The organism is Methanosarcina thermophila TM-1 (genome assembly GCF_000969885.1).
Taxonomy (GTDB): Archaea; Halobacteriota; Methanosarcinia; order Methanosarcinales; family Methanosarcinaceae; genus Methanosarcina; species Methanosarcina thermophila.
This window is the reverse complement of sequence record NZ_CP009501.1, coordinates 1,484,170-1,496,534: the sequence shown is the minus strand read 5'-3', so window position 1 is coordinate 1,496,534 and position 12,365 is coordinate 1,484,170. Positions and strand designations below refer to the sequence as shown.

Genomic DNA, 12,365 nt, shown 5'->3' with positions numbered 1-12,365 from the left:
ACATGGATGAAAAAATTCGACATATACTGGAAATTCTTGAAAACGATGCCCGAACAAGTCCGGAAGAAATTGCATCCCTTACAGGTATGTCTGCACAGGAGGTTTCCCAGACGATCGCAAAACTTGAAGAGACGGGAGTTATCCGGCACTATAAGACCATAGTTGATTGGGACCTGGTCGGGGAAAACTATGTTTATGCTGTAATTGAGCTGAAGGTAACCCTCGAGCGCAATCAGGGCTATCAAGCAATTGCAGAAAGAATTTACAAGTTTCCGGAAGTCAGATCAGTCAGGCTGTTATCCGGAGACTATGATATATCCCTTACCGTCCGAGGGAAATCGATGAAGGATGTGGCTTTTTTTGTTGCAGAGAAAATTGCAACCCTTGATCAGGTACAGAGCACATCAACCCACTTCGTACTCAAGACTTATAAAGAAGATGGTGTTATCCTTCATGAACCTGAAACGATTGAAAGGCTACCAGTGTCGTTTTAATACGATCTGGCTTAAAGCCTGATCTCCCCTCTCCGATTTAACGTACTCATATAGTTTTCTATAGGGTGTTTTGCTTGAGACCTCCATGCGATCCTTCTAAGTTTGTTGCCGACGCTGTGAAAAATATTCCACCTTCGGGAATACGCCGCTTTTTTGATCTAGTTTCCGGACTTGAGGATATAATCTCCCTTGGTGTAGGAGAGCCTGACTTTATTACTCCGTGGCACATCCGTGAAATGTGCATTCATTCCCTGGAAAAAGGGCAAACCTCGTATACCTCAAACTATGGGCTTCCAGAGCTCAGAGATGCACTTTCCAGAACCTATTACAGGCGCTATGGGCTGGACTACGACCCTTCCTCCGAGATACTCATCACAACAGGGGTAAGTGAGGCTCTGGATATAGCAGTAAGGACAGTTGTCAATCCTGGCGATGAGGTTATTATCGTCCAGCCTGCGTATGTTGCATATGTGCCTTCTGTTATTCTTGCAGGGGGTAAGCCTGTTATTGTTTCCACATACAGGGAAGATGATTTTAGCCTGACTGCCGAAGCCCTCAAACCTGCGATCACAGACAAAACAAAGGCAATAATTCTCAACTTCCCTAATAATCCAACTGGAGCGATTATGACACAGGAAGAGCTTGAGGACATTGCCGATCTTGTTGTGGAGAACGACCTGTTTGTTATTTCGGACGAAGTTTACGAGTGCCTCACTTATGAAGGTAAGCATGTCCCATTTTCTTCTCTTGACGGAATGAAAGATCGTACTGTCATGCTCAACGGATTCTCCAAAGCTTATGCAATGACAGGGCTCAGGCTCGGTTTTGCAATGGGCTCACCTGAAATTATACACTCAATGATGATGATCCACCAGTATTCCATGCTTTGTGCTCCCATAACCGCTCAGATAGGAGCAATCGAAGCTCTCCGCAATGGTAACGAGGAAATGGAGAGGATGGTCAGAGAATATGACCGGCGCAGGCACTTTATCGTCAGGGGTTTTAACAGGATAGGGCTTGAGTGCTGCAACCCTAAAGGAGCATTTTACGCATTCCCTTACATCGGGAATACCGGTCTTTCTTCTTCCGAGTTTGCAGAACGCCTTCTGGATGAAAAGAAAGTCGTTACAATCCCAGGAGATGTTTTCGGAGAAGCAGGTGAAGGTTTTCTGCGCTGCGCCTACGCAGCATCAATAGATGATATTAGAAAAGCCCTGGAAAGAATGGAAGACTTTGTTGATAGGTTAAAACAGTAAATTCTGCCTGATCTTTCCATGTGTCTTTTCAATACTTCTTATCAAATCTCGTTTATCTTTCAATACTTTTATCAAATCTTATTCATCTTTCAATTAACTCTTTTTTGTTTGGCTCGGTTTTTAGAATATTTTCTTTTAAACTTACAATTCTGCAGCTGTGCTCTAACTCCGCGCCTGCCGAGATTAGTTAACTATATATACAATTTCCAGACTCAATTAGCTTGAAGTTTATGAAGCCGATTATTCCTGAAAATGAACGCTCTAAAGAACCTCTTGACACTGATAGGGTAATTTATCATCCGGATATGATAAGAGCCAATGAATGGGTTCTGACTGAGTATGAAGCCCCATACAGGGAACTCTGTATCTTCGTGCCCTGTGCCAAAAGGAAACCCTATCATGAAAGCCCTTCTCATAAAAAATTCGACAGGGTGATCTTCGGGATTGCAAAACCCGATGATGTACATATAGTAACCTTCGGAACCTGCGGGGTTACGCCGAGGGAACTTGATACCCAGTATCCTTTCATGCATTACAGTTTCATGATGGGAAAATGTAATGTATCAAAGATCAAGCGGGATTTCATTAAAATGGAAAGCGAAAGGCTTGCAGCTTACCTTGAAAAAACAAGGAACAACTACAAGCACAGGATAGCTTACTGTATCGGGGATTTCCGTACTGCAATGGAGAAAGCTGTGGAAATGGTCGATATAGAGGTTATTATCGTACCGAAAGAATCAACTATTCAGAAAATGATTCAGCCCAATAAGCCCTTCATTTACAATAGCCTCTCTTCTAGAGAGTATCTTCAGGATCTTTCCGATGCGATTACCGATGTTCTTAAGCTGCCAAAAAGAAAAGTCGGCCTTAAGGAAGACCTCTCGGTCGACGATACAGACTGGTATGTTCTTTAAGAATTTTCCCTTTTTACTTTCTAAAATCTACCTCCATTATCCACTAACAGCAATATATCTGGATCGGGTTTCAGTACTGATATTCCCCGAATTATTTACTGTTAAACTGACAGTATAACTTCCTGATCTACTGTATGTGTGTACAGGATTCCTGTCTGTTGAAGTATTTCCGTCTCCAAAATTCCATCTCCATGAAGCTGGCGATCCAGTGCTGTTGTCAGTAAAACTAACATTAAGCGGTGCAGACCCTGAAGTCGGATATGCAGAGAACGCAGCGACAAGGGAATTTGAAACGGCAATATAACTGGATTTTGTTAACACGTTAGTGCCATTTTCATTACTTGTTGTCAATGTAACATTGTATAGTCCTGATCTATTATACGTGTGTACAGGATTTCTCTCTGTTGAAGTATTTCCGTCTCCAAAATTCCATCTCCATGAAGTTGGAGACCCTGTGCTCTGGTCAGTAAAACTGACAGTAAGAGGAGCTTTTCCTGAAACTGGAGATGCAGAGAATCTGGTAACAGGAACATCTTGGATGCCTGAAACAGCAATATATCTGGATTTTGTCAATGCGTTGCTTCCATTTGCATTGCTTGCGGTCAATGAAACAGAGTAAAGACCTGGCTTATGGTATGTGTATACAGGATTTCGCTCTGATGAATTATTTCCGTCCCCGAAAGTCCATCTCCATGAGGTTGGATCTCCTGTGCTCTGGTCAGTAAATCTAACCGTAAGAGGCGCTTTTCCCGAAGTAGTAGATGCAGAGAAACCGGCAACAGGAGCGGCTAAAGTATTCGAAACAGCGATATAGCCGGTTCTTGTCAGTGCATTACTGCCGTTTACATTACTTGTTGTCAATGTAACATTGTATAGTCCTGATCTATTGTAAGTGTGTACAGGATTCTTTTCTGTTGAGCTATTTCCGTCTCCAAAATTCCATCTCCATGAGGTTGGATCTCCTGTACTCTGGTCAGTAAAACGAACAGTAAGCGGCATGCTTCCTGATGAAGGAGACGCAGAGAATTTGGAAACAGGAGTATTTAGAACGTTTGAGACAATAACATATCTTGATTTTGTCAATACGCTACTGCCGTTTGCATTGCTTGCTGTCAATGTAACAGAGTATCGCCCTGATTTATTGTATGTATGTACAGGATTTCTTTCTGTTGAGGTGTTCCCATCCCCAAAATTCCATCTCCATGAGGTTGGATCTCCTGTACTCTGGTCAGTAAAGCGGACAGTAAGCGGCATACTTCCTTCAGTTGGAGATACTGAGAAGGCAGCTACAGGAACAGTATCGCCATGATTCAACATCAAAGCACCGTTTTCAGAGCTTATATTTACATAGCCTAACTTTGTTAACCTATTACTGCCATTTGCATTACCTGCTGTCAATCTCACAGAATAGAGTCCTGGTTCATTGTATGTGTACACAGGGTTTCTTTCAGTTGAATTATTTCCATCCCCGAAATCCCATCTCCATGATGTCGGTTCCCATGTGCTCTGGTCGGTAAAACTAACCGTAAGAGGTGTTTTTCCTGAAGCGGGGGATGCAGAGAAATTGGCAACAGGAGCAGTTAAAACATCTGAAACAGCAATGTAGCCGACTTTAGTCGATGAATTACTGCCGTTTGCGTTACTTGCTGTCAATGTAACGTTGTATAGTCCTGGTTTATTGTATGTGTGTACAGGATTTCTTTCTGTTGAAGTATTTCCATCTCCAAAATTCCATCTCCATGAAGTTGCAACCCCTGTGCTCTGGTCAGTAAAACTGACAGTAAGAGGTGCTTTTCCTGAAACTGGAGATGCAGAGAATCTGGTAACAGGAACATCCAGGACGTTTGAGATCGCAATATATCTTGACTTTGTCAATGTGTTACTGCCTTTCTCATTACTTGCTGTCAATCTCACAGAATAGAGTCCCGGTTTATTGTATGTATATACAGGATTTTTCTCTGTTGAATTATTCCCATCTCCAAAAATCCATCTCCATGAAGTTGGAGCTCCTTTTCCCTGACCAGTAAAATCAACAGTAAGCGGCACTTTTCCTGAAATGGGAGATGCAGAGAAACTGGTGACAGGAGCATCTAAAGCATTTGAAACAAGAATATAGTTGGATTTTGTTAATGTATTGGTGCCATTTGCGTTACTTACTGTTAATGTAACAGAGTATAATCCTGCTTTGCTGTATGTATGTACAGGGTTCTCCCCTGTTGAATATGTGCCATCTCCAAAAGTCCACCTCCTTGAGGTTGGGAATCCTGTACTTTCATCCGTAAAACTAACCGTAAGAGGTGCTTTTCCTGAAACTGGAGATGCAGAAAAAGCAGCATTAGGGGCTTCATTCCCATTTGAAACCATGATATAGTCTGATTTCGTTACTCTATTGGGGTTCCCTGTTCCGTTTAATATCAATGTAACGGAATATCTCCCCGGTTCTCTATATATGTGTGCAGGATTCTTTTTCGTTGAATATGTTCCATCTCCGAAAGTCCAATTCCATGAGTTTGGCGAGCCTGTGCTATGATCAGTAAAATTAACAGTAAGAGGTGCTTTTCCTGAGGTTGGCGATGCAGAAAATACGGGATGTGCCAGAACATTTATTGTTTCAGATCTAGATTCAGTGCCGTTTTCATTGTTTACTGTAAGCGTTACTTTATAATTTCCTGCTATAGAGTAAGTGTGTGCTGGGTTCTGCTGATTTGAGATGGACCCATCCCCAAAGTCCCAGTTCCACCTATCTACATTCCTCGAGAGATCCGTAAACTGGACAGAAAGGGGAGCATAACCGGATGTGAGATTACTGCTGAAGTTTGCAAACGGAAGTAAGGGCTGTGGTGGAATGGGAGTTATGAACTGACCGAAAGCAATGGGGCTGAAACCTGTATTTACCGTGCCTATAACCCTGCCTCTTGCTGTGTCGATTATAGAGACCGTTCTTCCTAGATTATCGTCGCTGCCAAAGTTAGTTACGTATACCTTTGTTCCATCCGGGCTGACTGCAATTCCATAAGGATTTCTTCCAACTCTCACAGTATTTATAACAGTTTCTGTTTCAGTGTCAATTACGGAAACAGTGTTACTGCCTTCGTTTACCACATATACCTTTGTTCCATCCGGGGAAACTGCAACTCCCATAGGCCATTTTCCTGCGGGCAGTGTGGCGGTAATTGTATCCGAATTTGTGTCAATTACAGAAATGGTGTCATCTTCACAATTCGTAACATATAGTTTTGTTCCCGCCTGGTTAACTGTAACCCCAAAGGGACCAAGTCCAGCTTTTACAGAGGCTATAACCTTGTTTGTGCCTGTATCAATTACAGAAATATTATTGCTATAGCGGTTCGTCACATATGCTTTTTTTCCATCAGGTGTGATTGCAACCCCAAGTGGGTTAGCTCCTGCAGGTATAGTGCCTATAACCGTGTTTGTAGCTGTGTCAATTATAGATACACTGTTGACATCACGATTTGCCACAAATACTTTTTTCCCATCTGGCGTGACTGCAATTCCGCAAGGGCTGTATTTGTACCCGATGTCTATAGTGGCTGTAACCTTTTTTGTAGCGGTATCAATTACAGAGACAGTACCACGACTCTTGTAATTGACGTTCGCCACGTATACTTTTGCTCCATCCAATGAGACTGCAACCCCAAGAGGGCTTTTTCCTACAGGTACAGTGGCTGTAACAGTATTTGAACTCGTATTAATTACAGAAACTGTGTTGCTGTTAAAGTTCGTAATATATGCATATGAAGATGCTGGAACACCTTTTGGTACAACATTTGCTGTAGCAAGCTTTGTATCCGTACCATTTGGATTGCTTACTTTCAGGGTAACGGTATAGATTCCAACCTCAGAATATGTATGTATGGGGTTCTGTTCTGTAGAGCCAGACCCGTCTCCAAAGTCCCAGCTCCACTCTGTTACATTCTCCGATTGACAGGTAAACTGCACAGGTTCTAAAAGAAAAACATAATCTGATGTAATATTGCTGCTAAAGTCCGCCAGAGGGTAAACTGGCTGTATCGGGATAGAACCTATAGACTGACTTGAAACACGAGGGCTCCTTCCTACAAGCATCGTGGATGTAATAGAATTGGTTGCAGTGTCAATAACAGAAACTGTGTTATAGAGATTGATCGCTACATATACTTTTTTTCCATCCGGGCTGACTGCTACTCCTGCCGGATTGGGTCCTACAGGTATCGTGGTTGTAACTTTGTCTGTAGAAGTGTCAATTACCAGGATACTGCTAAAAGTTTCATCATTACTGGCTACATATACCTTTGCTCCATCCGGGCTGACTGCTACTCCAGAAGGAATCCCCCTTACTTTCATCATGCTGGTAATGCGGTTTGTTGCTGTGTCGATCACCGAGATGCTTCGGTTATCGGAGTTCACCAGGTATACCTTAGTTCCGTCCGGTGTGACCGCAATTTCCTCAGGTCCTTTTCCTGTGGATATTGTGGCTGTAACCTTGTTTGTGGCAGTGTCAATTACCGAGATCGTTTTCTCCCCATAGTTTGTTACATATGCCTTTTTTCCATCCGGACTTACTGCTACTGCCGCAGGATTTTTCCCTGTAATCACTTTACTTACAACAGTATTTGTGGCGGTATCAATTACAAAAACATTGTTACTGCCTTCATTCGCTACATATACTCTTTTTCCATTCGGGTTGACTGCAATTCCTTTAGGAGAACTTCCTGCATGCACCGTGGCTATAACAGTATTTGTTGCCGTGTCAATTACAGATACATCATTGCTATGAGCATTTGCCACGTATACCCTTGTCCCATTCGGATTAATTGCAACTCCCACAGGATTTGACCCTACAGATATCGTAGCCTTAACTTTGTCTGTGGCGGTGTCAATCACAGAGATATTATCACTCTCTTCGTTTGCAATATATGCAAATGGCGAGGCGCCCGCTATACTTACCAGAATTAAATAAGCAAGTGCTGTTGTCCCTAAAACTTTATTGAAGATATTCCCCCTAAATATTCTATTATTTCTTGCCCCTTCCATTCAGACCCTCAACATATGAATTATAAATTAGTTGACAATTTGAATAAACTTGAGACTTGGTTGATATTTGGAATATTATAGCAATTCATCGAAACCAGAATCAAACTCGTTGAAATTAAGGTTTAAATTTTTGAAATCTGAGTTTTTTGACTTAAAGTGATTATCACAATCAAAGCGACTATATAAATAGCAGGTCAGAAAGTTCCCCCAAAACCATGTAAAATAGTTGTAAACTACTATATAATAATCTTTCTTTTGTTAACAGTTCAACAAAAATAAATTTTACTGGTGTAATTAATTTTCATAAACTTCTAGTCTCATTAAAAAAGTTTCAAAAAAGGAGGTTTTAGAGGTTAAAATTTGCTGCCCAGGTCGAGGACAATGAAAAATTAAAAACCAGGCATGTAGATTGTGAGAGCTGTAAACTATGGTATTTTTTCCTGTACCAGTTCTTATTTCTTCAGCAGCATTTTATACGCATCTCTATAAACCGGCACGCAAGAGGGCGAAAGCGAAACCGATATATTCGATCGGAAATCCTAGATTTCTAAAATTATCGAAATTATCTACAATTCCATCCCTGTAGACTTCACTGCTGTTGTTATGTTTTACTTTTGCTTCTTTAATGCTTTCTGACGGATTTGTATCCACATGAGCCACAGTTTCTGTTCCGGCATATAATTGAGTGTTCGATGTATCGAATATAAAAATTAAGATGAGTATAAAAGAAAGCAGGACTCTATTCAAACTAACCCTCTCCACCTACTCAAATTAACCCTTCCTATCTGTTTATATCCTCATTATTCTACTTTAATATTCCCTATTTTATTATCATGAATTTAAAAATTTTATTATACTTAATTTCCTTATTATATTAGTGAATTTAAAATTTCAAGCCAGGCTAAAGATTATCAAGTCAATGAAGAGCCCGATTTCGAACTCCTGCCCGGAACAGGCTGTAAGTGGTAGAGGTTTTACTTTTCTTAGGTCTGCCTTTTGAGCATATTTTCAGCCATACAGTTAACTTTAAATAACTTTACAAGTTTTAATTATTACACAATTTACAAAATTTATAAGAGTCTCTGGTGAAAATACTGTCATCATACACTTTTAAGTCAGGGAAATCATCAGGGAAAGAAACTGGATAGGGGGTAAAAACGAGAAAATTATTTTGAGTGTCTGGTTTGCTTTTTGTCTTATTTTTAAAGACTGACCTCAAAGTCTGGGGTTTACGGGTAACGGTGACCAATTCTTTACGGTCCACTTTTGATCTATCGATCAACTGATATTATCGATCCAAATGATCCAAGATCAAATCCTTAATCCGGGATATCCTGTGATACCTTACATAAATTCCCCCGTATCCGGTTATTAACTCAGGCAATTGCTAAAAAGACAAAATCTTGCTATTTAATTTAAAATTCTTTACGGGGCTTACCATGAAACAAGTAAAAGAAATATCCAGAATGATTTTTATAATAGCTCTCACGCTTCAGCTGATGACCGCAGGAAGTGCAGCAGCTACTGTGATTTATGTAGGTAACAGTGCTGATCAGGCTGTAAACTTCACTTCTATCCAGGAAGCAGTAGATGCTGCAAATCCAGGGGATGAGATAATTGTCAAACCCGGTATTTATGAAGAGAATATTGCAGTTACTAAGAACGTATCCATTGTCTCAGAATCCGGAAATTTCTCCGATACCATAATCCGGGCAGCCGATAGTTCTCAGGATATTTTCAGTATCTGGACAAACGACGTAAGCATTAAAGGTTTTAGTATTAACGGGTCCGAATCTGCTGGGATTCACTTTTTTGGGGTTATTGGCTGCCGCGTTGAGAACAATAAACTGTCCAATAACAGCTGTGGTATCGATCTATATATGATAAGTTCACGTAACACGATTGATAATAATGAAATCTCAGACTGCACCACCGGCATCAGCATTAGTGGAAGCTGGAACAATAATTTGAGCAATAACTCAATCTCAAACTGCAGTAGCGGCGTCTCACTTTTTGACTCCCCTAACAATATCATTGAGAATAACACAATCTCTGGAAATATAGAAGGTATTTCTCTTACAGGTGAATCAAACGGCAATACCCTGGCGAATAATAATATAGTTCTCAATGAGGAACTTGGGATACATATTTACGAGACTTCTGGCAATCTGATTTACAACAATTATTTTAATAACACAGTGAACGTAAAATCCAATGCCATTAGGGACATGAATATCTGGAACATTACCAGAACCGAGGGTATTAACATAGCTGGTGGCCCTTACCTGGGAGGTAACGTCTGGGCAAGCCCTGATGGGATTACATATCCTCAGGGAGTCCGGGATGCCGACCTTGATGGAATTCTTGATTCCCAGTACAGCATTGAAGGTACCCAGCTCACAGATTATCTCCCTCTCAAAGAATTAAAGCCTGTAACGCTTACTGTAAATAACAGTACAGGATCGGCTGCTGATTTTACCTCTATTCAGGCTGCAATAGACAATGCATTCCCAGGTGACACAATTCTTATTTTCCCGGGAATCTATGAAGAAAATGTTGATGTATACGTAACAAACTTAACCCTTACTTCCGAACCCGGTGGCAGTGGTGATACCATTGTTAGAGCAGCTAGCGCTTTGGATGACGTTTTCTATGTTATTGCAGATGGAGTGACAATTCGCGGGCTGAATATAACAAGCCCCGTAAATTCCCCAAATGCAGGCATCCGTCTTAATGGAGTTAAACACTGCAACATTGAAAATAATCAGATATCTACCTACTGTGACATATTAAATGCTTCCATAGATAACTTAAATACTTCTAGTGAGAACAGTTCCCTCATTCTCAATAATTCAAGTTCGGAAACAGGATTTGGAATTCTCCTCGACTCTTCCAGCACCAATATACTGGACAATAATACTGTGTCCGGGGATGGAACCTTAATTCTTCTACGCAGTTCCACGGAGAATAAACTTAACAACAATTCGGTATCTGGAAGCAACTATGGTATCCTGGTAGATTCCTCCAACAATAATACTCTGAACGGAAATAATCTGTCGAACAATGAAATCGGTGCCTATCTAAAGACTTCTAGCGGAAATATCCTTAATAACAGTACGGTATTAAACAACATAGTCTCCGGTATTTATCTATGGGATTCTGTTGGAAACACATTGAGTAATTCCACAGCATCGAGAAATAATGCTTCTATCGTTCTGGAGAATTCCAGTTCAAATCTGCTTGATAATAACACCGTATCCATTAGCAACTACGGTTTCTGGCTGTACTCTTCCAGCAACGATAATAAGCTAGATGGCAATACAGCATTAAATAACAGGATCGGTATTCATATTAATGCATCAAGTGGAAATGTTCTTACAGACAACACTGCATTAAACAGTATTAGAACCGGAATCAGTTTATGGGATTCTGTCGAAAGCATGCTAATTAATAATGCGGCATCGGGCAGCAACAACTCGATTTTCCTGCACAATTCCAGCAAAAATACACTTGTCAATAATACTGTATCTAACAGCGATTACGGAATGTGGGTTGCTTTTTCCAGCAACAATAACCTGAGTAATAATAGTGCATCGAATAATACGTTCGGTATCTACTTGAAAAATTCTACTGCCAATCAACTGTCAGATAACTGGATAAGCTCAAATTCCAGACTTGGGATCTATATGGGCTTCTCAAAGAGTAATATTTTAAACAACAACAGGATTATCTCTAACTCGGAATATGGACTTTACATGCTGGAATCCGGAAACAGCTCGATTTATAATAATTATTTCAACAACACAAACAATACCTATCTTAGAGGCTTAAACACAGGTACAAACTTGAACACAACCCTGGTACGGGCAGAGAATATCCTCAATGGGGATTATCGTGGGGGGAATTACTGGGCTACACCAGAAGGAGATGGCTTTAGCCAGACTCATACTGACAAAGATGGCGATGGTATCTGTGATGTAGCCTATGTTGTGGATAAAGAGTGCGTTGATTATCTGCCTCTTGCAGATCCTCGTACCACAAATCAGTCCTGAGAGCTGCAAAGGAGCGTTTCCCTGACTGTTAGGAGACTAGCAGCAGGGATCTGCTGCATGATCGGAAATCTGGGCTGTACAGCTTCTTAGAGGGATTTATAAGAAGCTGTACTTTTTTTATTCGAAAAATTTAAAAAGAATGAATAATCAATTATTAAAATGGATATATAAACAAAAAGAATAAAGGAAAAACTGGATTTTATCCTGTTCGCCCTCATCATGGAAGCATGGAAAAACTCCAGCCCTACAGGAGTTTCGAGGTAGACTGCAAAACTGTTTTCATATAATAAAAGATTTCAAGCATTTACTGGGCGTCTTTCGGTGTAACTTTTCTACAAGAGCTTTTAGCTTATCTCTTTCCTGCATATATGTATAATCGGGATGAGTACATTTAAAACCCTTTAGTCAGTTCTGGCACGAATCCTGTCACACTCTACTTATTTTAAAATCCTTATTTATCACGATTTATATTTATAATTTATTATCAGTAAGATTATATTTATATACTTATGGTGTTGTATTATTCCCTGCATAAGTAATCCGATCCTATCAGTTTTCAGGCAGGACTTTGATATTTAGGGGGTCTAAAGTCCGAAAACCAGATGATCATTGAAT

6 protein-coding genes are annotated in these 12,365 nt (G+C 40.5%); 4 read left to right on the top strand and 2 right to left on the bottom strand.

The genetic code is table 11. The features are described from left to right. Window positions 1-2 precede the first annotated feature (2 nt). From MSTHT_RS06410 to MSTHT_RS06400, 3 genes are all read left to right on the top strand, one after another. On the top strand, window positions 3-494 hold the full coding sequence (locus tag MSTHT_RS06410; protein ID WP_048167068.1) for an Lrp/AsnC family transcriptional regulator: 492 nt from the start codon (window positions 3-5) through the stop codon (window positions 492-494). Window positions 495-568: 74 nt separating this feature from the next. After that, window positions 569-1,750 (top strand): aminotransferase class I/II-fold pyridoxal phosphate-dependent enzyme, encoded by a 1,182-nt coding sequence (locus tag MSTHT_RS06405; RefSeq protein WP_048167067.1) that lies wholly within the window; start codon window positions 569-571, stop codon window positions 1,748-1,750. A 230-nt stretch (window positions 1,751-1,980) separates the two neighbouring features. Continuing rightward, window positions 1,981-2,664 (top strand): DUF5591 domain-containing protein, encoded by a 684-nt coding sequence (locus MSTHT_RS06400; protein WP_048167066.1) that lies wholly within the window; start codon window positions 1,981-1,983, stop codon window positions 2,662-2,664. A gap of 36 nt (window positions 2,665-2,700) precedes the next feature. Here the strand turns inward: MSTHT_RS06400 and MSTHT_RS06395 are convergent, their stop codons facing one another. Both MSTHT_RS06395 and MSTHT_RS06390 read right to left on the bottom strand, forming a co-directional pair. Beyond that, window positions 2,701-7,698: a PKD domain-containing protein gene (locus MSTHT_RS06395; RefSeq protein WP_048167065.1), complete on the bottom strand. Its 4,998-nt coding sequence runs from the start codon at window positions 7,696-7,698 to the stop codon at window positions 2,701-2,703. Between the two features lie 483 nt (window positions 7,699-8,181). Further along, entirely contained in the window at window positions 8,182-8,445 is a 264-nt protein-coding gene (locus tag MSTHT_RS06390; RefSeq protein ID WP_048167064.1) for a hypothetical protein, read from the bottom strand. Between the two features lie 692 nt (window positions 8,446-9,137). Here MSTHT_RS06390 and MSTHT_RS06385 point away from each other — a divergent pair. After that, the gene (locus MSTHT_RS06385; protein ID WP_048167063.1) at window positions 9,138-11,750 is read left to right on the top strand and encodes a right-handed parallel beta-helix repeat-containing protein; all 2,613 of its coding nucleotides are present in this window, start codon (window positions 9,138-9,140) and stop codon (window positions 11,748-11,750) included. The last annotated feature ends 615 nt before the right edge of the window (window positions 11,751-12,365 follow it).

What these genes read in the sequence shown, in the direction of transcription:
- MSTHT_RS06410 (WP_048167068.1), top strand. Translation starts at nt 3, where the DNA reads ATGGATGAAAAAATTCGACATATACTGGAAATTCTTGAAAACGATGCC.
- MSTHT_RS06400 (WP_048167066.1), top strand. Translation starts at nt 1,981, where the DNA reads ATGAAGCCGATTATTCCTGAAAATGAACGCTCTAAAGAACCTCTTGAC.
- MSTHT_RS06395 (WP_048167065.1), bottom strand. Translation starts at nt 7,698, where the DNA reads ATGGAAGGGGCAAGAAATAATAGAATATTTAGGGGGAATATCTTCAAT.
- MSTHT_RS06385 (WP_048167063.1), top strand. Translation starts at nt 9,138, where the DNA reads ATGAAACAAGTAAAAGAAATATCCAGAATGATTTTTATAATAGCTCTC.